Source organism: Robertmurraya sp. DFI.2.37, from assembly GCF_029211245.1.
Classification (GTDB): domain Bacteria; phylum Bacillota; class Bacilli; order Bacillales; family Cytobacillaceae; genus Robertmurraya; species Robertmurraya methanolica_A.
Window position 1 is genome coordinate 16,793 of the sequence record NZ_JARGEJ010000030.1, and the last position, 23,425, is coordinate 40,217.

General features: G+C 37.6%; 21 protein-coding genes and 1 pseudogene. 4 read left to right on the forward strand and 18 right to left on the reverse strand.

All coding sequences use genetic code 11. The annotated features are described in order from the left end of the window. Positions 1 to 108: 108 nt before the first annotated feature. Together PZE06_RS15610 and PZE06_RS15615 are read right to left on the reverse strand one after the other, a co-directional pair. Positions 109 to 915, reverse strand: a complete 807-nt coding sequence (locus tag PZE06_RS15610) for a basic amino acid ABC transporter substrate-binding protein (protein WP_150948366.1) — start codon at positions 913 to 915, stop codon at positions 109 to 111. A gap of 322 nt (positions 916 to 1,237) precedes the next feature. Next, positions 1,238 to 1,716 (reverse strand): annotated as a pseudogene (locus tag PZE06_RS15615) (GNAT family N-acetyltransferase). Between the two features lie 246 nt (positions 1,717 to 1,962). Between PZE06_RS15615 and PZE06_RS15620 the strand changes: the two are divergent. Continuing rightward, positions 1,963 to 2,877, forward strand: a complete 915-nt coding sequence (locus PZE06_RS15620; protein ID WP_150948361.1) for a class I SAM-dependent methyltransferase — start codon at positions 1,963 to 1,965, stop codon at positions 2,875 to 2,877. A 249-nt stretch (positions 2,878 to 3,126) separates the two neighbouring features. On the opposite strand, the gene PZE06_RS15625 is transcribed toward PZE06_RS15620, so the two are convergent. The 4 genes from PZE06_RS15625 to PZE06_RS15640 form a co-directional block, all read right to left on the reverse strand. Further along, the gene (locus PZE06_RS15625; protein WP_150948359.1) at positions 3,127 to 3,495 is read right to left on the reverse strand and encodes a hypothetical protein; all 369 of its coding nucleotides are present in this window, start codon (positions 3,493 to 3,495) and stop codon (positions 3,127 to 3,129) included. A 293-nt stretch (positions 3,496 to 3,788) separates the two neighbouring features. Continuing rightward, positions 3,789 to 4,901 (reverse strand): o-succinylbenzoate synthase, encoded by a 1,113-nt coding sequence (gene menC, locus PZE06_RS15630; RefSeq protein WP_150948356.1) that lies wholly within the window; start codon positions 4,899 to 4,901, stop codon positions 3,789 to 3,791. A 353-nt stretch (positions 4,902 to 5,254) separates the two neighbouring features. Next, the gene (locus PZE06_RS15635; protein ID WP_191963246.1) at positions 5,255 to 5,422 is read right to left on the reverse strand and encodes a hypothetical protein; all 168 of its coding nucleotides are present in this window, start codon (positions 5,420 to 5,422) and stop codon (positions 5,255 to 5,257) included. Then, the gene (locus tag PZE06_RS15640) at positions 5,409 to 5,639 is read right to left on the reverse strand and encodes a hypothetical protein (protein WP_150948354.1); all 231 of its coding nucleotides are present in this window, start codon (positions 5,637 to 5,639) and stop codon (positions 5,409 to 5,411) included. The genes PZE06_RS15635 and PZE06_RS15640 overlap by 14 nt, the downstream gene beginning before the upstream one ends. A 93-nt stretch (positions 5,640 to 5,732) precedes the next feature. On the opposite strand from PZE06_RS15640, the gene PZE06_RS15645 reads away from it, so the two are divergent. Then, a complete protein-coding gene (locus PZE06_RS15645; protein ID WP_150948351.1) occupies positions 5,733 to 6,245 on the forward strand; it encodes a hypothetical protein in 513 nt (170 codons plus the stop codon). A 43-nt stretch (positions 6,246 to 6,288) separates the two neighbouring features. Here PZE06_RS15645 and PZE06_RS15650 read toward each other — a convergent pair whose 3' ends face one another. From PZE06_RS15650 to PZE06_RS15675, 6 genes are all read right to left on the reverse strand, one after another. Continuing rightward, positions 6,289 to 7,656, reverse strand: a complete 1,368-nt coding sequence (locus tag PZE06_RS15650; RefSeq protein WP_150948349.1) for a YjiH family protein — start codon at positions 7,654 to 7,656, stop codon at positions 6,289 to 6,291. A 379-nt stretch (positions 7,657 to 8,035) separates the two neighbouring features. Further along, positions 8,036 to 8,266 carry an excisionase family DNA-binding protein gene (locus PZE06_RS15655; RefSeq protein ID WP_150948346.1) on the reverse strand — a complete coding sequence of 77 codons (231 nt, stop codon included), beginning with the start codon at positions 8,264 to 8,266 and terminating at the stop codon, positions 8,036 to 8,038. A gap of 91 nt (positions 8,267 to 8,357) precedes the next feature. Continuing rightward, positions 8,358 to 9,530 (reverse strand): pyridoxal-phosphate-dependent aminotransferase family protein, encoded by a 1,173-nt coding sequence (locus PZE06_RS15660; RefSeq protein WP_150948343.1) that lies wholly within the window; start codon positions 9,528 to 9,530, stop codon positions 8,358 to 8,360. 178 nt (positions 9,531 to 9,708) lie between these two features. After that, positions 9,709 to 10,686, reverse strand: a complete 978-nt coding sequence (locus tag PZE06_RS15665) for a VanW family protein (protein WP_150948341.1) — start codon at positions 10,684 to 10,686, stop codon at positions 9,709 to 9,711. A 324-nt stretch (positions 10,687 to 11,010) separates the two neighbouring features. After that, the gene (locus PZE06_RS15670; protein ID WP_191963247.1) at positions 11,011 to 12,177 is read right to left on the reverse strand and encodes a TraB/GumN family protein; all 1,167 of its coding nucleotides are present in this window, start codon (positions 12,175 to 12,177) and stop codon (positions 11,011 to 11,013) included. A 176-nt stretch (positions 12,178 to 12,353) separates the two neighbouring features. Then, positions 12,354 to 13,310 (reverse strand): cation diffusion facilitator family transporter, encoded by a 957-nt coding sequence (locus tag PZE06_RS15675; RefSeq protein ID WP_150948335.1) that lies wholly within the window; start codon positions 13,308 to 13,310, stop codon positions 12,354 to 12,356. Between the two features lie 148 nt (positions 13,311 to 13,458). On the opposite strand from PZE06_RS15675, the gene PZE06_RS15680 reads away from it, so the two are divergent. Both PZE06_RS15680 and ilvA read left to right on the forward strand, forming a co-directional pair. Beyond that, positions 13,459 to 13,953, forward strand: a complete 495-nt coding sequence (locus tag PZE06_RS15680) for a L,D-transpeptidase family protein (RefSeq protein WP_150948332.1) — start codon at positions 13,459 to 13,461, stop codon at positions 13,951 to 13,953. 190 nt (positions 13,954 to 14,143) lie between these two features. Further along, a complete protein-coding gene (ilvA, locus tag PZE06_RS15685; protein ID WP_150948330.1) occupies positions 14,144 to 15,349 on the forward strand; it encodes a threonine ammonia-lyase in 1,206 nt (401 codons plus the stop codon). 347 nt (positions 15,350 to 15,696) lie between these two features. Here the strand turns inward: ilvA and PZE06_RS15690 are convergent, their stop codons facing one another. From PZE06_RS15690 to PZE06_RS15715, 6 genes are all read right to left on the reverse strand, one after another. Beyond that, positions 15,697 to 16,881: an oxalate decarboxylase family bicupin gene (locus PZE06_RS15690; protein ID WP_225310705.1), complete on the reverse strand. Its 1,185-nt coding sequence runs from the start codon at positions 16,879 to 16,881 to the stop codon at positions 15,697 to 15,699. A gap of 213 nt (positions 16,882 to 17,094) precedes the next feature. Beyond that, positions 17,095 to 17,904, reverse strand: a complete 810-nt coding sequence (locus PZE06_RS15695) for a polysaccharide deacetylase family protein (protein WP_150948324.1) — start codon at positions 17,902 to 17,904, stop codon at positions 17,095 to 17,097. A gap of 361 nt (positions 17,905 to 18,265) precedes the next feature. After that, positions 18,266 to 18,835 carry a hypothetical protein gene (locus PZE06_RS15700; protein ID WP_150948321.1) on the reverse strand — a complete coding sequence of 190 codons (570 nt, stop codon included), beginning with the start codon at positions 18,833 to 18,835 and terminating at the stop codon, positions 18,266 to 18,268. Between the two features lie 384 nt (positions 18,836 to 19,219). Next, positions 19,220 to 19,660, reverse strand: coding sequence for a hypothetical protein (locus PZE06_RS15705; RefSeq protein WP_191963245.1), 441 nt, complete (start codon positions 19,658 to 19,660; stop codon positions 19,220 to 19,222). A gap of 464 nt (positions 19,661 to 20,124) precedes the next feature. Further along, a complete protein-coding gene (locus PZE06_RS15710; RefSeq protein WP_150948318.1) occupies positions 20,125 to 20,733 on the reverse strand; it encodes a pyroglutamyl-peptidase I in 609 nt (202 codons plus the stop codon). A 17-nt stretch (positions 20,734 to 20,750) separates the two neighbouring features. Further along, positions 20,751 to 23,117 (reverse strand): polyprenyl synthetase family protein, encoded by a 2,367-nt coding sequence (locus PZE06_RS15715; protein ID WP_150948316.1) that lies wholly within the window; start codon positions 23,115 to 23,117, stop codon positions 20,751 to 20,753. Between the last annotated feature and the right edge of the window lie 308 nt (positions 23,118 to 23,425).

Below are 23,425 nucleotides of genomic sequence, written 5' to 3' on the forward strand. Positions count from 1 at the left end.
TTGTAGTTTTATGTGAAATAACACACATACTCAATTTTATACCATTTTGTGCTATTTTCCTGTGAACATTTTGAGTATGTTTTTCACGAGCGGAAGGAATATGAGCTTTTATTGCGCCGCTTTTAGCCCTTCTATATCGGGCTCAGTTCCGAACCATTCCTTGTAAATTTCTGCATACTTTCCATTGTCTAATATAGTATTAACAGCTTTATCAAAATCCTCTTTTAATTCACTGCCTTTCGGAAAAAGGATTCCATAGAACTCTGGAGCAAAGTTTTGTTCATCACTTACAACTTCAAGCTTTTGTTCAGGATTATTTTTTACATACGTTTCAACTACAGTATTATCAGCGATTACAGCATCTGCTCCATCATTCAACAACTCTTGGATCGCTAAATTATTGTCTTCAAATTTCTTAATGCTGTCGCTGTTTACGCCAAGCAGAGCTTCTGCCGACTCCTGTCCTGTTGTGCCATTCTGAACCGCAACGGTTTTACCTATTAAATCGTCAGCGCTTTTAATATCGCTTCCTTCTTTTACTAAAATCATATTAGTAGATAAATAATAAGGAACAGAGAAATCATATGTTTCTATTCTGTCATCATTAATCGTGATGGCAGCAACCGCTAAATCTGCAACCTTTTCTTTCGCTTCGAGAAGCATGGAATCCCATCCGACATGATTAATATCTAACTCATAGCCGGCTTCTTCAGCAACAGCTTCAATAAAATCTATATCAAAGCCAACGATTTTATCACCTTCCATGTATTCCATTGGTGCATACGCAGCGTTTGTAACAAGCTTGAGGGGCTTGTTTTCATCTCCTCCACTTGTTGTCTCACTTGTTCCACATCCAGAGAGGACAATTGCGATCGCTAAAATTATTAAAAAGCTTAGCTTTGATAGTTTTTTCATCTTTCTAATCTCCTTTTATCTTACACTTTCGTAAGTTCTTTCTAGTTAATATGTTTGTAATTATACTAACATATGATTATTTATGCAATATATTTTTATAAAATATTATTTTTATAGCGCATTATTGTATAATAATGTATAAAACAACCGTAAAAAGAATATGTATAGCCCACTATTCCTCAAAAGAATAAAGAGTATAGATAAATTCGAAATTCTTCGAGTTTATCTATACTCTGAGTACCTAAAACTGATAATGATAAATTTTCATGTTCTGTATTCGAATATCGTAAGAGCTTTAGCTACAACCATCACGAAAACAGAGTTAATTTAAAAACTTTAATAGCTCAATCTCATCTCTGATTGGAATACCATCATTGCCAAGTAACGGAATCTCAGCTTTAATCTTTCTAGCCTTCTCAACAGCATTATTTAGCACTTTGGAGAGAGTAAAACCACGTTTTTGATAAAACTTTAATGCTAATAAATTATCGTTTGTTGTGAGCACTTTTATAAGTTGACAATTTTTTTGACAGCGAGATTTTCTACTATTTGGACTAAGGATGTACCTACTCCTTTTCCTTCTTCAATACTATCTAATGAAATAATTTCGCATTCTTTATCTTTAATGATATATGTTATCAAGCCGATGATTTTGTCTTCATCATTTACAATAGTAAACCCATCTAATTTACTACAATCATACACTCCACTAGAAATAACCATTTCTTGACTACCCCAATGGGACCTAAAAAAATCTACGATCTTACTACTCGGTATATCTTCTGTTGCATACATTTTCATTTAAGTCTCCCCCTAAACTCTTTTTAATTTATAAAAACATCATCTCACGACACCCCGTATACCTCTTGCTTTGTTTTTGAAATATCTTTCCTGTTATAATCCCTAGGCTTCTTAATAGGAACCAAGGTTAAAATATTTGACAAAAAAATCCGTTTATGCTATAATTTACATTTAAATTAATGTAGTATACAATAAGGTTCTCCTGGCCAGGGGAACCTTATTTTATATATGGGAGAGAAAAATGGTATGAAAAACAATGAATCCAGTTTAACTTCCTTAGTATCTGCATTTGGTCGTGCGTATCACAGCAAATATGATTCACCTAAAATTTTAGATGATTTTATTGCATGCCAGTTCATTTCTGATGAAGAGTTTTCTGCAATCGGCAACAATATGATAAATGGTATACAGTTTTTCAACAACGATATCGGTCAAAAATTCAATAATAATCCTGAAGAAATTTTAAAGTGGATTACACAGGTTCAGCTTTCCCCAACACCTTTAGCGCGCTCCGCTTATTGTGAACAAGTATTACTTAATGAAATCAAATTAGGTGTCCAACAATATGTCATCCTTGGAGCTGGATTCGATACTTTCAGCTTCAGATATCCAGAGTTAAAAAACGAGCTGCAAATATTTGAAATTGATCATCCAGCCACACAAAAATTTAAAGTGACGAGGTTAGAAGAAGCTAAACTTAACATCCCGAGCAATCTTAGTTTTGTATCAATGGACTTTACTACTAAGTTTACTTATCAGGATTTAGTCAAGAAAGGATTTCAAAATAAAAAAACTTTCTTTAGCCTTTTAGGTGTTTCATATTATTTAACGAAAGAGGAAAATACAGCATTAATCAATCATTTATTTAAAAATGCTCCTTCTGGTAGCTCTATTGTGTTTGATTATGCAGATGAACAACTCTTTAAAGTAAAAGGTATATCCAATAGAGTTGAAAATATGGTAAAAATGGCTGCAGCAAGTGGGGAACCAATGAAATCGTGTTTCAAATATGATGAAATTGAGAACCTACTTGAGAAATCTGGTTTGTTGATATACGAACATTTATCTCCAACTAAAATAAACGAGCTATTCTTTCATAACAGAACGGATTATTTAACTTCATTCGAAACCATACACTATGTCCACGCTGTTAAGAGATAATTATCGAGTCCCTCAATCCCTTAGAAGATTGAGGGGCTTTATTTTATTACTTTTACTACAACTTCCATAACAACTTGATTAACCTATTCAAAAAAAAGTTACCTATCTCTTCGGGTGATTTATTTATTAAATTATAGCTTTACTGTGTAATATTTTACAGAAGGGCACTAAAGTTCAACAGCATTATCCAATTAGTCAATATAAAAGATCCCTATTTATAACATAAGGACCCTTCAAAAAAATAACCTTCTAGTAAGCTTTCCTAATTCCCCCAAGAAAACTCATGACAATACTACTAATCCCAATTACGATACCTAGAGCACCAATTAAAATAATCCAAATACTAGGTATCAAAAAACCTACTAAAATAAGACCTAAAAAAGTTAATACTACGAAGCCTTGGTAAATTGCAAAAATAATATTTAGGACAGGATGATTAAAAAACGATAATATTAGCGGGGGTAATAATAGCACAATAAGTGTTCCAAGAGAGAACCATAGGTTTAGTGGATCATCGAATGAAACCGTATTAGGACCTGTTGGATTTTTAGCAGCTAATAATAAAGCTATAATAGCTAATACCATTATCATTAACGCCATAGAAAACCGTTTTGCCATAATGAAAACTCCTTTTAAAAAGAATCAAAACTATTATTTTTATACGCATTTCTGTCTTAAAAAGTTTCAACATAAACGTTTAGCATTGACTTGCCCAAGTTGAAGTAATCCAAGCTTTAATGGAGAAGTGGAAAGTGATTATCTTTAAATATATTCCTTTGCAAGCATCGGTGCAAAAGAGTTTTTTTCACTAATAAATCATTTTAAAGGGGCATTTCAGGGCTCTCAAGGCTTGAGACATACTCTTTCATAAGGAACTGAGATATTGGCTCTCATTAATTACATATCTTATTCTACTTGTTCTCAAATATGTGCTTTTCCACCCGATATTTCTCAACTGTTGCCCAGTCAATTTCATAGCCAATACCGGGGGTAGTTGGAACTTGAATCACTCCCTGTTCCATTTTCACTTCAGGGATGACAATGTCCTTTTCCCAATAACGATTTGACGGAGAAGTATCTCCAGGTAAAATAAACTGATCCAATGCTGTAATGGCGATATTATGCGCTCTTCCAACTCCAGCCTCCAGCATCCCCCCACACCAAACAGGGATGTTATGGACTTTACAGTAATCATTGATTTTCTTAGCTTCCGTTAGTCCGCCGACACGCCCCACTTTGATGTTAAGAATCTGACAAGCACCTAGTTCAATTGCCTGCATTGCATCATCAAGAGAATAAATGCTTTCATCTAAACAAATAGGTGTTTGCAGCTCCTTTTGCAGTTTTGCATGTTCCATTATGTCAGCTTGTCCAAGCGGCTGTTCAATCATTAATAAGTTAAAATCGTCAAACCTTTGTAAATGCATAATATCATTTAATGTATAAGCTGAATTGGCATCGGCCATGAGCGGAAGATTAGGAAATGCTCTCCTTACTTCTTTTAACACCTCCAGATCGTATCCAGGCTTAACCTTTAATTTCACTCGCTTATAGCCTTCCATTACATATTGTTCGATCTTTTTCAGCAGCTCTTCTATTGTTGGTTGGATACCCACACTGATTCCAACATCAATAGCTGTTTTCCCACCGCCAAGACAGGTAGCGAGAGGGAGGTTTTTTCGCTTTGCAAACAGATCCCATACGGCCCCTTCTAATGCGGCCTTTGCCATATTATTTCGTTTTATTGGAGAAAATCGATTCGAAACATCGTCAGGATGGTTAATGGGCGCATGAAAAAGGAGGGGAATTAAGAAATCTCTCATCATGTGCTCAACGGTTGTCACGGTTTCCTCTGTGTACCACGGGCTTGCGAAAGCAACCGATTCACCAAAACCACGAACACCATCTTCATCAACCATCTCGACCATAAAAAATTCTTTATCTGCCATTGTACCGAAACTCGTTGCAAACGGAGCCCTTAACTGCATCTGAAGTTTGTGTAGAACGATTTGTTTTATATTCATAACTTTTTGTTACTCCTTCATATAAAATGTCCCATTCCTCTATATACATTAAGAAAACCTACTGAAAGAAATCGTAGAGATTTCATAGAAAGAGCGGATTTCAATAGGTATCATAGTAATGATCATTCTGACTTGAGAGTTATCTATTTTCATTCAAAACAATATGAGCAACATATTTTTAAATCATTTCTATGAAACGATATGATCACATAATTCTTTAATATTCTACTACATAAGTCTGCTGTTATCTGCTGATCAATGGGATGGTCGTGTATTCTGTTTTATGATTTGCAGACAGTTCCAAGAGCCTTTAGCATGATCACTTCTTCACAACATATAGTTATGGGGCAGACTCATTTATCAAAATCAAAAGAATATCCTCTAATTGCAGCAACTCTACTTGCAACCACTTGATTTAGCTTTAGATTGAAATAGTCTTCGGTTCTACCCGCCCTTTTCGAAACAATCACTTGAGCATTCTTTCTTGCGTTCTCCCAACTTTTCATCTCAATTAGAAACATTCTCACCTTCTATGTAAACCTTGCCTTGATCACGTTTAATGACATTCATCATAAGCTTTGAAGAAGGAACGTCATCTACTTTTTGAGATGAAAACTTGGCTAACCATAATGTTTGTTTCCATATTTCACCATGTTCAAACTCTTTAATTGTTATGCTGTTTATATTCACATACACACTATACAACAATCTATTGCCTTTTTGTACAAATTTTCGCACCTACGCTTTTCCCATTTTTTATCAACTTTTATTAAATTATTATGAACCTCCAAGCTTTTCCCCTTCATACATTATTGTTATGGAGGTGGACCATTGAAAAAATTACTGTTGCTCCCTATTTTTCTTTGTTTTTTGGTGATGAGTGCCTGTTCTTCAGAGGATCCGATCAAGGAGGAATTGGAAACCTACTTAAATGACGATCTCGCCAATATTATTGGTTTGGAAACAGAAGCAATTTCAGCTTATGACAGTGTCACTGGTGTCAATTATACATCTGATCAATTATTGTACGATGTACTTTTAATGGATGTTATCCCGACCTACCAGGAATTTATGAATAAGCTGGAAGCAATTCGTCTTGAATCAGAAGAGCTGCGGGAGGTGCATGAAGGCTATATTGAAGGTGTCAACACTCAATATAATGCCTTTACACGTATCGTCACTGCTCTAGAATACCAAGACCGTGCTATTATCGAGGAAGCTAATGCAATGCTCGATGAGGCGCGAAAGCTTCTTCGCGACTTCAATTATAATATTGAAAAATTAACGAAGGAACACGGTGTTGAAATGAAGGAAAACTTCGAATCCGAAACGACTGGATTATAAGGAAAAAGGTCAGTCCCCTCAAAAACGGACTGACCTTTTCAGATTAAAAGATAATATGTGCGGCGACCACAATGATTGGCAACGTAATGATTGTTCGGAGCAAAAAGATAAGAATCAAATCTTTTAAGTTCAGCGGAAGCTTGGAACCAAGCAATAAACCACCTAGTTCAGACATGTAGATTAATTGGGTAACTGAAACTCCAGCAATAACGAATCGTGTCAGTTCACTTTCAATCCCGCTTCCGATTACAGCCGGAAGGAACATGTCAGCAAACCCAATAACCATCGTTTGTGCCGCAACTCCAGCTTCAGGAACCTGCATTAAAGCGAGAATCGGCTCAAACGGCTTTCCGAGAATTGTGAAAAATGGAGTAAACTCTGCAATTACAAGGGCAACTGTACCAATCGTCATCACGATTGGTAAAACACCTAGCCACATATCAAGCACATTTTGGAACCCTTCTTTTACCGTTCCAACTACACCATTATTTTTCCTTGCCTTTGATACAGCCTCTGATACTCCCCATTTTAGCGGAGATACCCCTTGTGGAATAGGACTTTCCTTTTTTAATTTTACATTTTCATAGCCAGTATCCGCCTTTTTTGATAGCGGTGGAATGCGCGGCATAATTAATGCAGCAACAAAACCTGCTAATACGATCGTAATATAGTAAGGAACAAAATAATGTTCCAATTTCATATACGAAAGTATCGCAATGGAAAAAGTGATCGATACAACGGAAAAAGTAGTTGCCACAACAGCAGCTTCTCTTTTTGTATAATAACCCTCTTCATATTGTTTTGTCGTTAAGATCACACCAACCGTACCATCGCCGACCCATGATGCAAGACAGTCTAAAGATGAGCGGCCTGGCAAAGTAAAGACAGGTCTCATCACTTTCATCAATAACGCTCCAAAAAACTCGAGCAAACCGAAATTCAATAGCAATGGCAATAAAAAGCCCGCTAAAAGGAAGACCGAAAACAGAATCGGAACTAAGTCATAAAGGAGAAGCCCTCCCGTATCTTCAGAGTAAATCCACTCTGGTCCTACTTGAAATAACGTCATAATCGCAATCATCATACCGATTAGTCGGGCAAATAGCCAAAATTTATTAACCGCAAATAAACGATGCAGAAATGGGCTGTTCTCCATATAACGCGGTTTCAATAACACAGCAATGAAGGAGCCAAGAACAGAAAGCGAAATTAAAATAACTGCTAGCATCGGAATTGATGCTGATAAAAATTCCGTTAAATGATTGGCAATCATTGCTACTGGAATAGTAATCCCTTCTCCTGTTTTCACAGGAATCATGAATAAAGAAATTCCAATTAAAGAAGGGATTAAAAATTTGAGAAAATCTATCGTTGAATAAGACAAAGCTTTAGAATTTGGCTCATTACTCATTGTACACACCTCTTGTCTATTGTATTTTATCGTGGACGAATTAAAATTATTCCAAGATGTGAAAAATAACCCTATTTCTAGGCAACTCTATAAAATTACTTTCTTAAAATACTATTAGATTAATTCCTTAAACATCATAAATGATCACCCTTCATTTTTCAAGCAAATTTCGAATAAATAGTATATCAACTTTATATTTATACAAAAATGGATGTCAAACCAAGCCATACAGTGATATGTCACAGTTTCGTCTGCATTCCAAGCAAAAAAATACGGATCTTCGAAACAATTATTGACTCTTTCTCTCGTATCAATACTCTCACTAAAAGATACAGCACAACAAAATAAAGGCGCCAATTCCAAAATGGCGCCTTTCACTCTAGTCTTCATCCTTTACATCCAAATCCTCTAGAATTGGTTCATTAAGGATTTCTTCCACTATTTCCTTATATTTTTCTACTTGTTTTAAATGAGTTTGAAACTGATCTCGATTCACTAAATACTGTTCACCATCATGGACAGCACGGATTTTCTTTGCCAAAATAAGCTCCGTAACAGCTGACTCTGGCATTGACAAATACTCGGCCGTCTCTTTCACTGTTAAATACATTTTTAACTCTCCATTTCTTACATCTCTATCATATTATATGCTTTTATTCCTCAATAACAAACACATATAAGAGATGACAGCAATGGTTTGTTTAGTTATTTAAAACGGCTAAGGTATGCTCTCTAAAGACCTCGGTCGCCTTATCAATCTTGACAGACAAGCCTTGCTCATTTAATGTTTCACCAATTAATACAATTGCTTTTTCTAGCATTTCAACGGTTGTATTCCCCATATGTCCAATTCGAAACGCTTTACCGGCCAAATGTGCCAATGCACCTGCAACAATCAAGCCTTTTTCCGCAAGAGCAGTGCGGAAACTTACATCGTCAATTCCTTCTGGATATAGCATACAGCTTAAAGTAGCTGCTGCAACTCCCTCATCTGCCAGCGCTTTCATTCCATACACTGAAAGTCCTGCTCTTACAGCAGTACCATATACAGCATGGCGTTTGTAACGCTGTTCCATTCCTTCTTCCAAAACCAATCTCATCCCTTCATCATATGCATAAACAAGATTTACAGGAGGAGTAGCAAAATATTTAGACGGATCGTTCATAATAGGTATCCAATTGTAAATATCACAATAATAGGCTGAAACGCGTTCGATTTTTTCACGAGCAGCAAGTGCCGTCTGGTTAAACGCTACAATTGCAAGACCTGGTGGAACACCGATTGCCTTTTGTGATCCTGTTAAGATCACATCGATTTTTGCCTCTTCATTACCGTAACCTTTGCTCATATCCTCTTCCATTGCTGCCGTTGCGCATACACCATCAAGAATAACAAGTGCCCCATATTTTTTAATCAGCGGCACCAAAAGCTCAAGATTTGCCGCAACACCAGTAGAAGTGTCTGCATGTGTAATCGTAACGGCCTTAAACTGCGTTTGCGCCAACTTCCTCTCAACTTCTAACGGGTCTACTTGTTTTCCCCATTCTGCCTGAAGGACATCAACTTCAATTCCAAAAGCCTCTCCGAGCTTAATGAATCGATCGCCAAAGTAGCCATGACTAATTACCAACAGCTTCTCTCCGGCAGCAACTGTATTAACTAAAGCCATTTCCATCGCAATCGTACCTGAACCAGAAATAACAAAAACTTCACCATCTGTTTTTAGCATGGTTTTTGTTTTTTCGATCGCACTTTTATAGATTGCTGTAAATCGTGGATCAGTATGGCTTCTCGTTTCACTAGCTAAAGCCTCATAAATAGAGTCGACCACAGGTGTTGGCCCCGGGATTAATAGCATCTCATCATTTCGCATCTTCCTCGTCCTCCCTAAGCATTCTTTTGTCTATCTATCACTCTCCATTATACAACTTTAATCGCTTTCATTTATATGGAAAGCATTAATCTTTGAAAGATTTTCAAAAAAAAAGACCCTTTTCATAGAGTCATCAAAAAAAATAAAAGTTGAGAAATGTTAGCTGCAGATGACACCGCTACTCCCCTTTTAATTTCTTGGCATTTTTCTCTGAAGTTCTTACTTCAACAGTAAGGGAGCCCCCATCGACAAATGCTTTTATCAAAAACGGAACATCATGGGGGTTCTGAAAGCGAAAATCAAGCCCTCCATAGGATACAGTTGCATCTCTCCCAACAGGTACATAACCGATGCTAATGGAATGATGATGCCATTCAATATATTCTACTCCAATTTGATCAACGGCATTAAATAGGGTTGAGGATGTTTGACAAACACCTCCACCAATCCCTTCAACAAGCTCTTTGTTGACGATTTCCATCGCTTTTTGATAGCCGCTTGCTTCATCCCTCGGCCCGACAATCTCATTGTAAGAAAAAATATCACCAACTCCAAAAATTACGTTATTAATTGCAGCCGCAGATAACTCAATATTTTTCGCCCTCCCTATAACTCCACTATCAAAGTAAGTCGTATAGGAAGCGATAACTACTTCATCTAACTGCGATACTTCCTCTAGGGAGTACTGACTTTCTGTCACTTTTAATGGCAATTCCACCGGACCGCCCCTATCCATCGCTTCGATCACTCTATTAACTAATTCCTCTTCTTCAAGGATGATCATTGGCTTTCCTTTTTTAATTTGTCCATTCTCATCTAATTTGTCTAACACCATCCGTTGATCATAGCCTTCAGAGCTTTCTGTCCCCCTTGCTAATTCCCTCGCCCAGCTCTTAAGCTCCGCTTTAAAACTTTCATCATTTCCATCCATCTCTTTCGGGTCAATGGTACAAATAATCTCCTTTGTCGACGGATCAATAATATCAATAACAAACTGCATTTCTTTTTCTATAAGCCTATTATTTAACTCTTCTGCAGCGGCGACCCTATGTGTTTTCATTTTTTTAACTACTGTCTCTGTCTCTTTTGAACAACCCCCAAGTACTATCAACATCAAAACAACGGTAAACAGACCTTTCCAACGAAATTTCCCCATATTTCCTCCCCAATTTCTTTATTCTCTCTCCACTCCTGTAAGGAAGGTATTGCCGTTTACCATTGTATGCATGGTTGTAACAACATATGCTGAAGAGACAAACCATTTTTTTCCTGCTGACAGGAAGAAAAGACGGGAAAGTTTTTATAACAAAGAAGGATACTTGCTCTGTTTTCAAAATTAGTGCGGAAATTGTGTATGGCAATGACAAAATTCTTCTGATAATTTTGAGCGTTATTGCCCGTAGTTTGCGTTCTTGTTATGAATATTTAGACACCAAAAAAGAGCAGCCTATTGGATGCTCTTTCAGTTGTTGGCAGCATTTTAAAAGTTTTGAAAAAACAAGCGGATCACATCAGCTCCACCAATAAAGGTGCCCAATGAACTTCCGAGATTAGCGAAGACGATAACAAGCAAAACACGAGTAACTTTATTAGACCAAAAGCCTTTAACAGTAAAAACATCCTCTGTCAGGGTTTCAAAGTCGCTGACGCTTGGCCGATTAAAAAAGGCTTGTACAAACCCAGCGAACCAACCGGCGGCAAGAAGCGGATTTAATGATGTTATCGGAGCTGCAACCAAGGCAGTTAAAATAGCAAGTGGATGCCCCAATGCAAGAGCTGTTCCTAGCGCTGATAAAGAGCCATTCCAAAGGACCCAGCTTAGCGTTTGCTGTAAGCCAGCATCAGGGTTGGCTAAAAACGTATAAGCAATAATCGCTAATATAATAATCGGTATCGACCAGCCGATGATTTTCGGAGCCTGCGATTTTGGTGGAAGCTTTGATAATTGTTGTAAGTCATGTTCCTTTTTAATTTCTTCCTTTATACCAGGAACATGCGCTGCTCCTAAAACAGCAACGATTTTTTTCCCCGGTGCATCCTTAATCTTTTGCGCAAGATACTGATCACGTTCATCAATTAACGGGACTTTCAAACGAGGAAAAGACTCAGTAAATTCATTCAAGACCGTATTAATCATATCTTTGCTTTTCATCTTCTCAAGCTCTTCTTCCGAAATTGTATCTTTACTGAAAATACTCGCTACTACTTGAGAGAGTAATTGTGCTTTTCCCCAAAGTCCTACCTGATGCCAAATGCGCGAAAAGGTTATTTGAATATTTCGATCTGCAAGCACGAGCTTTGCACCCATCTCTTTAGCCGATTCAATTCCTTGAATCATTTCTTGTCCAGGCTGAATTCCTAATTGATTAGCCATTCTTTTTTGAAAAGAAGAAATAGCAAGATTAATAAGCAGTAGAGAAGCTTTTTTTTGCTTAATGACACTAAATATATCCATGTCCTTCCAACTATTTCCTGCCATAATCGATTGGTATCTTTGTTCATCAAGTTCCACACAGACAGCATCAGGTTTTTCTGCTTCAATTACTTCTTTTACTTGCTCTGCACTTTGTTTAGATACATGAGCCGTACCAATTAAGATGTACTCTTTTTCATCTAACATTATTCTCGTTATATTTTCATGTTCCACCAATGACATAAATTACCTTCCTTTATGAACAGATAATACCTATTATTATACACTATTCATCGTTATAGCGATAAAAATAACCCGGCTGTTTTAAGATATTCCTCTTGCCCATTCCGCTAAGTGCATTTAGATGCTAGCTTATCATCCCTCGAAAAAGAACTTCATAAAAGCTATAATCAAGTAGGAATCCAAGTAGGAATGCCATCATCCTCATCAAATTCAATAATGACATCCGTTACTCCTCTCATGTCATGAATTTTCGCTTCAATTCTATTTTTTATTTGACCGGCTTGAGCGACAGTTAGATTCGGATCGATTTCCAGCTTCATTTCAATATGAAAATCCTCCCCTTCCTTTATCGCATATAAAGTTTGAATATCTTTAATCTCCGGCTGCTCTAATATATATTTGGCGATGACCTCTTCAAGGTCATCATCTGCTTCACCGAGAATTCCTTTTGCATTATCTAAAAAGACTCTTCCGACGACAAAGAACATCATAATTCCGATTAGAATGGAAGCAACTCCTTCTGCCGCATGAAGACCGGCAAAATAAGCTAACAAAATCCCAATAATTGCGATCAACCCTCCCAGCGTAGCAACGAAATCCTCCATAAATACAAGCTTTGTTGCAGGCTTCGCCCGGCCTAAATGGCGGAAACTTGTCGGAATGATCGCTATCCCTTTTGCCTCCACATTTGATTCATGAAGCACCTCTTTCATAGCCTTAAAAAGTACGTATGCCTCCATAAGCATCGCAATTGCTAACACGATAATATTAATGGCAATCCCTTTTGATTCCGTTGGGTGCACAATATGCTTATACCCTTCTTTAATGGTTTCATAGCTCATAATTCCAACAACAAGAACTGCTCCTAGTAAGACTAAATTAACAAGGCGTCCGAACCCATTCGGATAGTGATCCGTCGGCATTTTTTTACTTAATGCACTGCCAATGTAAACGAAAAATTGGTTCGCTGCGTCCCCTAACGAATGCATCGTCTCTGCAAACATCGCCACATTCCCTGTGAAAAAATACGCCGTTCCTTTTACAAAAGCGATAATCGCGTTGACAACTGATGCAATCAATGATGACTTATTTCCTTGCTTTAATAAACTGTTTCGCTGTTTCATTCGTTTCCTCCGTAAAATTTATCCTCACGTTAACACGCTATGATTATAGAATTTGCTAAATGTAGCTTATTTATTTTTTTCAGCATTAAAGAGCAAGAAAATCTTCTCTCCATACACTGTACTATCTTTACTTGGGAGGTTATGCATCATGATCCATACGATAAAAACAGGGGAAACTTTACATCAAATTGCAAGGGATTATCGCACCTCTTTATCCTCCATCATTCAAGCGAACCCCTTCATAGATCCTAATCGGCTCTATCCTGGCCAGACAATTGTCATTCCTGGTTTTCCTGACATCAGTACAGTCCCATATCTGATCGACATTTCAATTACCAATCGCCGATTAACCTTACTTCACGATGGTATACAACAAAAGCAATATCCAATAGCTGTTGGGAGAATGCTTCATGACACACCAGTGGGCAATTATATCATTATTAATAAAGCACCGAATCCAGGAGGGCCGTTTGGAACGATGTGGATGAGTTTATCAAAGGAACACTACGGGATTCATGGAACAAACGATCCAAGTTCTATCGGCAAGGCCGTCTCTAGAGGATGCATTCGCATGTATAACCACGATGTTGAAGAGCTTGCGAGTATCATACCTATCGGAACCCCGGTTTTCATACATCCTTGAAAATAACCGAATAAGCTTTTCTCCTTAGTCAAAAATAAGAAAAAAAACTGCATCAATTTCATCTTTAGTTACGAAACGTTCATAAAAAAACAAATCATCATTATTTTGCATTTGAAACATCATTTTCGCATAAATCGAGCGCAATCTTTTTACTAGTAAAACTGACTTATGCATTAAAAGGAGAAGCAAAATGATTTCATATGAAGATATTGTCAAAGCGCATGAAAAAATGAAAGGCATTGTTCATGTAACACCATTAGATTATTCACGTACTTTTAGCAATTACGCACAAAATGATATTTATTTAAAGCTAGAAAATCTTCAAAAGACCGGCTCTTTCAAGGTACGAGGCTCCTATAATAAAATGATCTCTTTATCAAAAGACGAGCTGCAAAAAGGAGTAGTGGCTGCCTCTGCAGGGAACCATGCTCAAGGAGTCGCTTATGCAAGTGCGATGCTCAATATCCCCTGTACCATTGTGATGCCTATCGGGGCTCCATTAAGCAAAGTTCAGGCAACAAAAGAATACGGTGCTAACGTTGAACTACAAGGGAACTCCTTCGATGATGCCCTCGCCTATGCATTAGATTTAAAAGCCCGTACAGAAGCAACCTTTGTCCACGCCTTCGATGATGAAACGGTTATAATCGGACAAGGTACTGTTGGCCTTGAGCTAATTGAACAGCTACCAGATGTAGACGCCATTGTTTGTCCAATCGGAGGAGGAGGACTTATCGCTGGAATAGCGACGGCTGTAAAAGAAAAACACCCCCACATCAAAATCTATGGTGTTGAGGCTGGTGCTTGTCCAAGCATGGCGATATCATTTGTTGAAGGCCGACCGGTTACCGTTGAAGCTGATCCAACTATGGCCGATGGAATAGCCGTCAAAAAACCGGGCCAGATTCCATTTGAACTGGCTCAAAAATATGTCGATGAAATATTTACTGTAAATGAATTAGAAATTGCCCGTACGATGCTCATGCTATTGGAAAGAAATAAGCTGCTTGTTGAAGGTTCCGGTGCTGTTGCCCTTGCCGCTCTACTCTATCAGAGGGTTCCCATAAAAAACAAAAAAGTGGTTTGCCTGATTAGCGGTGGTAATGTAGACGTCAGTTTTATTTCAAGAATTATCGAAAGAGGCATGGTCGAGGCTGGTAGATTTATGCGTTTCAGTACTATTTTGAAAGACCAACCGGGCAATCTTGAGAAAATATTGGGAGTCGTCACAGCCCGAAGAGGGAATGTTCTCGATATTTCATTAAGTCATATCGGAGACAAGATTTATCCAAGCTATGCTCAGCTTTCCCTCTCAGTTGAGACTAGAGATCAAAAACATATAGAAGAAATTATGGAAGCCTTAAAAAATAAAGGATATGAGCCAGAGCTAGGATAATGATTCATAATCATAAAGCTCCACTCAAAAAATCCTGCTCCATAATAAAAGAGGAGAACCTCCCTTTTTTTTAAAAAAGCGATATTATATACCGTTTTTATCAAAAAGATGGTTTAACAAAGCTAAAGAAAAAAAATACCATTTCAAAAGGTGGAGGCAAACTATGATAGACTAAGCAATATACTGGAAAGCTATTCTTTCTACTAAGAAAAAAATCAAGAGAGCTCTGCTGTACTAGTCGCTCAAGCAAAAACAGAAATTACTAAAGGAAAGCAAGGGAAGAAAAATGGTTCATTATTCTTCCCTTGCTTTTTAAATGGAATCTGTGCGGATAGCTCTTTGAAACGTTAGCTATTATCTGTTCGTTCATTATATTTAACAACCGGTGCTTTTTCTTTTCGTAGCGAATCCATTAATTCAGGGCCAACATGTAAGTGAGCCTCTACGAGCTTTTTGGGAGTTAAGGCCATCCATTGATTCAATGAAACATCTTCGAAACGTTTGCTTTGGAATATCTCCAAAAACCATAAACTCTCAGTTCCAGTATTCTGAATGTAGTGTCCCATCGCAAATGGTACATAACCAACATCCCCAGCCCGATAATTAAAAGTGCGCGCTTCTCCACTTGCAGCAAAGACAGTCATTCGCCCTGTTCCCGTTAAATAATACTGCCATTCGTCATTGTTCGGGTGCCAATGTAGCTCGCGCATACCGCCTGGCTTAATCTCAACCAAGGCCGCTGCAATATTCACGGATGCAGGAAAGTTTGTCGAATCTACGATGCGAACTGAACCACCGGAAGTTATCATTGGTTCTTGCTGAAGCAAGCGGTAGGTTAGACTTTGTGGAACCGTTCCATATGGGCTTAACACTTCATCTGTTTCAATTGCTCCAGGTACCTCGGCCTGAAACATATATCTTTGTTTAGTGGGAATATGGGCGAATGCCTGCTCTGAAACCCCAAAATTAGCCGAAAGTACATCTTTTGGGGTATGCGCAAACCAATCCGTAATCGTAAAAGTGCTCAGTTCAGAAAAATTCCCATCATCAAAAACGAGCAAAAATTCACAACCACCTTCTAAACCTTGGATCGAATGAGGAATTCCCGCCGGAAAATACCACAAATCCCCTTCACTAACATCAGCAATAAAATTCCTTCCTTTTTGATCAACTGCCGTAACGCGCGCTTTACCTAAAATCATATACGCCCATTCCGCTTGTTTATGCCAATGCAATTCCCGAACACCACCTGGAGTGAGACGCATATTCACCCCTGCAAGTGTCGTCGATATCGGCAGTTCCCTTGCCGTAATTTCCTGTGACCATCCACCATGATATAGCTGCATATGAGTATCAGAAAAAGAAAACTTTAAATTTGGAATCGTTCCAGCATCCGTTTTTGGAGGTACTAACATATCAGGGTTTTCAATATCCCTCAACACATCCCTCGGCCCCAGATCGGTTGCACCCGCTCCATCCTCTCTAATCGGCTGGGGAATATTCTCATAAGGATTCCTGCTTCCCTTTTTTATTTTGAACACCTCTCTTTCAGAAAAAAATGATTCAAAGTAATTTATGTTGTGAGGTTCCATTTCATGCTAAAATCGCTTAAACAAAGAAATAGCACATGGAGCCCATGTACTATCTACTAGCTAAATTTATAAAAGCATTACTACGGTCACCCGAAATTTCGCTTTATTATTTATCGTGCTTCGGTTTAGGTGATTCATGATTGCCCGCCTTCATCACTTCCGATAGGGAATATTCAACAGTTCTGGCACAGTTGCAAACTCGAAGCCCTGTTCCTTTATCGCTGGAATGATTTGGCGAAGAGCTCTCACCGTATTCGTCCGGTCCTCATCCCATGCTGCCCCATCATGCATGAGAATAATTGCTCCTGGATGAAGATTGCTAAGAACATTATAAGCAATTTGGTCTGGTGGAGATTCATGCCAATCCAATGAATCCACCGACCAAGCAACAACTGTATAATCCATATCTCTAAGCTGCTCTACTAACTCATTATTTAAAAAACCATACGGGGCGCGAAATAGCTTAGTACGATAAGCGATTAAATTAGCCAAGCCGCTCTCTGTTCGTGAAACTTCTCTTTCTAAAACACGAACATCTTCCTCCTCTACAAGATTCGGATGCCAATATGTATGATTGCCAATAATATGACCCTCTTCCACAATTCGTTTCACGAGATCAGGATAGGCTTCTGCCCTTGAACCTAAAAGAAAAAAAGTCGCTTTTATTCCGTTTTCCCTTAAAATATCTAATATTTGTGGAGTAAAACGTGGATCAGGGCCATCATCAAAGGTCAAAGCCACCATTCGTGACGTTTGTGGACCGCTTAATACAACCGTTTCTGGATATCTTTCTTGCAATAAATAATTGGAAATGGGATATCGCACACGTTCCTTATTTTCTGATCCTCCTTCGAGTTGGGGTAACCCTTGCGGCTGTTGCCCTTGAATTAAATCTCCATTTGCGAATAAAGAAAACAGCAATACGAAACAGAATGATATCCATGTGAGCGCTTTTTTTCTCATATACTCCCGTTCCTTTCCTCAATATAAAAATTTACAAAAAAAGTCATTTGCAATTAGTATCTTTATTGGAATATTTCTTTATTCTTTTTTCTCAAAGTTGTCTTAAAACAATCTTATTGAGCATGTCATTTTAGATCCGACTTGATGAAACGAAAAAATCTGCTTTCTCCAATCACTTCGTTAAGTCAGGACGTGCCTTCAGCTAGGCAAAATAAAAAAGGATTGCTTGTTAGCAAACCCTTTTAATAAAACAATGATGTTAGTAGATTGATTGGAAATTTTTATAAAATCTTCTACAAAAAGCAGCTCCTATTTATATGCAAAAAATTAATCATGTTCTTCTAACAATTACATTAACCAATTAATTCTTTTTATGAGCAAACAGCAACATATATTTTTTTTCATCAATAGTATCACAATCAATTTTAATAATATGCTCAATGAAAACACTCGTTTCCCCGTCTTCTAATCCATTTAAAGAAATTCTAGAAATTGTGACCCCTTGAACATTAATATTTTTAACAAATCCAACTATATCATCTTGGTTTTCAGTTTCATCTATACAAATAGTGACAACTAAATTATTCTTTTGAGCAAAAATAAGGGTCTCTTCAAATAAATTTATTTCTTCGATTTTATTGTTTTTAACAAATTGTTGGTGTTGTTGTTTCTGTAGACGATAAAGTAATTCTAGATTTTTTTCATATTCCCCGTTAATATCTACCCTGAAAACATCTTCTATTTTCCTTACAATATAACCATCGCTCTTCCCGTCAGGTGTAACATGCTTCATAATAAAATGTTCAGATGATATTAAGTCAATATAACCTATGGAGCATTTATCAGGCTCAATATGACTTGAATAGACAGAGACCATTACTCCTTCATTAAGTGATCGTTTTAATGCTGCAATGATAACATTCTCCTCCATGTTTATCCTCCTTTATTTTTCTTGTTATTTCGTGAACCTCGATTATCCATTTGCTTTTCTTTTCACTTTGCCGTCCTGGTAGAAGACTTGTATATTTTTTCAATTTATTTCTGTATGGATTAACAAGAACAACAAATATTCCATCTGGATTAAGAAAATTTAATGGCAATCGTACAGATTAAAGCTTTGCTGCTCAGGAGCTAAGTCACAAATGTGAAACATAAAAAATTTAGCAACAACCATTTTGGAGAAATAAACCCATGGATATTGCACCGCAAAAATAATGGATTCGTTTGTAATTTTTACAAAGTTCTTGTAAGAGTTATCAAGTTACAAAGACACCCAGATCAACTTTTCTAAATCTGATTTAAACTGTAATATCAATTAGTCACTTTCCTTGACATCATCTTCAATAGACATAAATATAGCATTAGTTATCCATTCATCTGTAGCTCCACTTTCTGCTTCTCCTTTCCAGAAATCGGAGCCTATTTTATCTGAAAGCCAAAAAAGGATATCTTGAGTAGCTTCAGATGTTCCCAATTTTTTTATTGGACCAGGACTAAAAATAAAATCACCTTGCTGAATTGCCTTTTTCGTTACATAATGGCTTATGTGATAAGGACCATATCCATATACTGTATTTGTTTCAGGCTGAGGTTTTTCCTCTCTTATTGACATATGAACTTCAGCAAGATAATTGAAAAACCTAGCAAACGCAAGGTATCCTTCAGAATTACCAACGAAAGAAACTCCTTGTTCATTCACATTTACTTCCATTTTAGCTTTTTCTGAAAAATATGGATTAAAACTGTTAACTGACATTTAAATCACCTCCGTAGAAATTAAAGCCATTTTGCTTTAAAACCTCGTTTGTTATGAAAATCCTTAATCCTAGGTGTAGGTGGAATTTTTGATTCACCTTTGTGGTGAAAAACTCCATCATTGTTAACAAACTCCTTTTCTTTCCTTTTGACCAATATATATGAGTTTACCATAGTGTTTTTTCACTATTACGCCCCATGCATCTGTTTATTTTTGAAATAGCCATTCCCATATTTCCGATTCCCCCTGCACCATATCCGCAAGATGCTTACTGACTCTCCATTTCCACACATCCCCATGAGGACTTCATAGCGACTGCTCAGAGGAGGTACGGCGCACGCTCCTCTCCTGAAAAGACGGTAATTAATGTAATTCAAACATCACCCCACCAAAAAAGACAAAAAACATCGAGAGGAAAGCCCTCTCGATACCTGTTATCGACAATCTGAAACGTTAGGAATCACCTAACGTTCAGATAGTACTTTTATGCAAATCTCAATTCCTCTTTTCAAATCAGCATGTGACCAGCTTGGAATCTTGCCGTGCTGAATCGCAAGTTCATGGGATGCTGGAATATGGATAAACCCTGAGGGCATCTGCATTTCATGAGCTTTAGCATAATGTAATCCCTGATACATCACATGGTTGCAAAGATAAGTTCCAGCCGTGTTTGAAATTTCAGCTGGAAGCCCCTCCTCTTTTAAATAATTGACCATTTGCCTAATGGGTAGTGTTGATAAATAAGCATCCTGTCCTTCAATTTCAATCACTTCATCTTCCAATACATTTCCGCTATTATCTGCTTCACCATCATTTATATTTATTGCAATCCGTTCCGGTGTAAGCTTATAACGACCACCAGCTAACCCTAATGAAATAAGAGCATCTGGTTGTATCCTATCAACATGCTCAAGAAGGAGTTTTCCCGCTTTACGAAAGTCAACAGGAAGAACTTCACTATGAATTTGATAATCGCCAACGATCTTTCCCTGCAACTCCTCGACAATGCGCATTGTCGGGTTTATCGCAAAATTTAAAAATGGTTCAAAACCAGTTAATAATAGTTTTTTCATCTGTCAGAACCTCTTTTCTAATAATCTCGATGAACAATATAATTCATGAAATGCTTTAAAAAATGAAGATCGCGCGGCATCTTCTCCAATGCTTCCATCGCGAGACAATAGTGCTCCCACATCGCTTTTCTCGCCTCTGTCCTTCCTAATACAGATACAAAAGTTGCATTGTTATTTGCGGCATCCTTTCCAATGCGTTTCCCAAGCAAACTGAGCTCCCCTTCCACATCAAGAAGATCATCTTTTATTTGGAAGGTAATCCCGGCATGTGAAGCAAATCTTTTCAGTGCCTCAATTTCTTCATCACCAGCCTGAGCAAGAATGGCGGGCATGACAAGTGAAGCTTCAAAAGCTAATCCTGTTTTATGAAGAGATAAAATATTTAATTGGTCTAAAGTTAGGTTCTTCCCTTTCGATTCTAAATCCATCGCCTGTCCATTACACATGTTGGCAGTCAGTTCAGATGCATAACGAATCAACTTTAAGACCGTTTTTGCATCAAACTGGGTAAGTGACGCTTGCTCTGTAACCGCCTTTTGCGTTAAAAAGATTCCTGTTAATTCTGCGACTGCAACATTATATACTTCATGAAGCGTAGCCCTTCCTCTTCGTAAAGGGGCATTGTCTTGAGCCGGTAAATCATCAAAAATTAACGAAGCTGTGTGCATATACTCTAATGATTTTAACAGTGGCATAACCGCTGCTTCCTGTAAGTTATACTCCTTCACCGCCATAAACCAGGCCATAATCGATCTTAACCTTTTTCCATCTCCTGCCAAACTATAATTCGCCGCTTCATGTATCGGTTCTTCAGTTATCGAATAATCAGCAATGACCAAGGCGTCATTAAGTCGAGTTCGCATTTCCTCCATAGCATTTTGAAATTCATCCTGCTCCTGCCGCTCGGCTCTTAATGCTGCAATCATCTGATCGCGAAGCAATTTATCAAAAAAATCGACGTCGTCTGCTTTTGCAACCATTTTTTGAATAAAATGATTAAGTTCCTGATGTGAAGGAGAAAAAAGGTTCATCACCTCTGAATATTTAGCTGAACCAACACGTTCCTTGAATCTCTTTAAACTATTGATGGCCCGATCAAGAATCACTTCACGCGTTTTCGCATCGGAATGATACACATCGTGAATTAAATAGGAAATAACTGTCCAATATAATTCGAACGGATTAACTAAGTCCGGACGCTCTTGATGATACTTCATATAATAAGTATACGGAGTAACAGCTCCCGCCTTCCAATCATCAAATAAATCGGAAAAATCATCAGCAAGCTGATTATATATCCCATAATAAAACGTACGTTGTTCAAAGCCATCATCAAAGTTGGCGCCAAGAACTGTGCGAACGATCAATCTCGACGAGGAAGATTTTAAAATAATCGGAATAAATAAATCTTCATTCGTATACTCGCGATTATTGATATTCTTATTCCGGTCGATTTCCTGTGACTGAAAAAATACATATGATTGCTTAAAAAAATCATCGATCGTTGTTGACCCCTGCTGCTGCTTAATCGCTTCAAAGGCTTCGCGAAGCTCAGCATGAATATACTTCATTAAAGGCTCGGTTTCCTGCGTCCATCTGCCAAGAGCAGGCACCGTTCCAGTCGTTAACGTAGTTCGAATCAGGTTAGAATATTGCTTTTTCTCACTCGGTGACAGGACATTCGAATCGAGGAGATCATCAATAAAAGGATAGGTCAACCCGTATGCATAACCCATTTTAAGCGCTTGAGCCAATCGCTCCGTCCTTAGCTCCCCTGTTACCTGCTCAACCTCGATCTCCTCTATTTCATGCAATAGCACCCCACCAATAATTTTCAATAATTTACGCTGGGCATGTTCTGCATCCATTCCTTCAGGTAAATGCCTTGAAACACGTTTAAGTTTATCGATTAGCCATATAACCGTCGTCTCTACTTTTTCTCTTTGTGCCCACCTATACAAGCCCTTCATGCTAAAAGGTTCTTCCTTCAGTTTCTGCTCTTGTGTTAAATACTCCTTTAAAGATTCTACGATTTTCCTTACTCTTTCCTTTGTCTCCGGTGAATCAAGCGACTTCCCCAAATCGCGCATATAAATATAGGAAAGGCTCCGATCAAGATAAGAGTCTAGTTTCCCTGCTTCGTCAAGCCATTTAATATAGGAATGATACTCTCCAGAAACCTTCTTTTTTCGATTTTTTGAGAAAAATGAAATAACAGAATGGTAACGAATATGGTCCTGCTTCCATGCTTTGAAATCATTTATTAAGATAGAAACATAGGATTTTTGCTGTACTTGTTCAAGCAGCGACTGAAAATAAAGTGACGCTCTCTCCTCAGCTCTTTGAAACGATTGTTCTACTTTCTTTTGCAACTCTTCTCTCATAAACTCTGTACCCTCTACTTTTCTAATTATCCTATGTATTTAAAGCTACCAATTTAAAAATAACATCTTTTCAAACATATAGTAAGTGAAGCGGCTTCCTTAATGAATATTCTTCTATAAAAAATATGCAAAAAAACCAGCATCCATTCGCTGGTCTTTTTAATAATTATTCAGTTGGCAAAGTATTTGTTGGAAATAATTCATTAAACTTAGCGTCAAGTCACTTTTAGCAGATTGGATTTGCGTGTTGGAAGTTTCTGTTCATTGACTTTTTTAGCTGCAATACCCGCATCTGCTTCAAGTTCACT

Excerpts from the sequence above, each read along its gene's own strand:
- PZE06_RS15710 (WP_150948318.1), bottom strand. The coding sequence starts at position 20,733 with ATGAAAAAACTATTATTAACTGGTTTTGAACCATTTTTAAATTTTGCG.
- PZE06_RS15700 (WP_150948321.1), bottom strand. The coding sequence starts at position 18,835 with ATGGAGGAGAATGTTATCATTGCAGCATTAAAACGATCACTTAATGAA.
- PZE06_RS15635 (WP_191963246.1), bottom strand. The coding sequence starts at position 5,422 with ATGTTTCTAATTGAGATGAAAAGTTGGGAGAACGCAAGAAAGAATGCT.
- PZE06_RS15680 (WP_150948332.1), top strand. The coding sequence starts at position 13,459 with ATGATCCATACGATAAAAACAGGGGAAACTTTACATCAAATTGCAAGG.
- PZE06_RS15675 (WP_150948335.1), bottom strand. The coding sequence starts at position 13,310 with ATGAAACAGCGAAACAGTTTATTAAAGCAAGGAAATAAGTCATCATTG.
- PZE06_RS15620 (WP_150948361.1), top strand. The coding sequence starts at position 1,963 with ATGAAAAACAATGAATCCAGTTTAACTTCCTTAGTATCTGCATTTGGT.
- PZE06_RS15610 (WP_150948366.1), bottom strand. The coding sequence starts at position 915 with ATGAAAAAACTATCAAAGCTAAGCTTTTTAATAATTTTAGCGATCGCA.
- PZE06_RS15715 (WP_150948316.1), bottom strand. The coding sequence starts at position 23,117 with ATGAGAGAAGAGTTGCAAAAGAAAGTAGAACAATCGTTTCAAAGAGCT.
- PZE06_RS15665 (WP_150948341.1), bottom strand. The coding sequence starts at position 10,686 with ATGGGGAAATTTCGTTGGAAAGGTCTGTTTACCGTTGTTTTGATGTTG.
- PZE06_RS15695 (WP_150948324.1), bottom strand. The coding sequence starts at position 17,904 with ATGAGAAAAAAAGCGCTCACATGGATATCATTCTGTTTCGTATTGCTG.
- PZE06_RS15650 (WP_150948349.1), bottom strand. The coding sequence starts at position 7,656 with ATGAGTAATGAGCCAAATTCTAAAGCTTTGTCTTATTCAACGATAGAT.
- PZE06_RS15625 (WP_150948359.1), bottom strand. The coding sequence starts at position 3,495 with ATGGCAAAACGGTTTTCTATGGCGTTAATGATAATGGTATTAGCTATT.
- PZE06_RS15705 (WP_191963245.1), bottom strand. The coding sequence starts at position 19,660 with ATGTCAGTTAACAGTTTTAATCCATATTTTTCAGAAAAAGCTAAAATG.
- ilvA (WP_150948330.1), top strand. The coding sequence starts at position 14,144 with ATGATTTCATATGAAGATATTGTCAAAGCGCATGAAAAAATGAAAGGC.
- PZE06_RS15660 (WP_150948343.1), bottom strand. The coding sequence starts at position 9,530 with ATGCGAAATGATGAGATGCTATTAATCCCGGGGCCAACACCTGTGGTC.
- menC (WP_150948356.1), bottom strand. The coding sequence starts at position 4,901 with ATGAATATAAAACAAATCGTTCTACACAAACTTCAGATGCAGTTAAGG.
- PZE06_RS15655 (WP_150948346.1), bottom strand. The coding sequence starts at position 8,266 with ATGTATTTAACAGTGAAAGAGACGGCCGAGTATTTGTCAATGCCAGAG.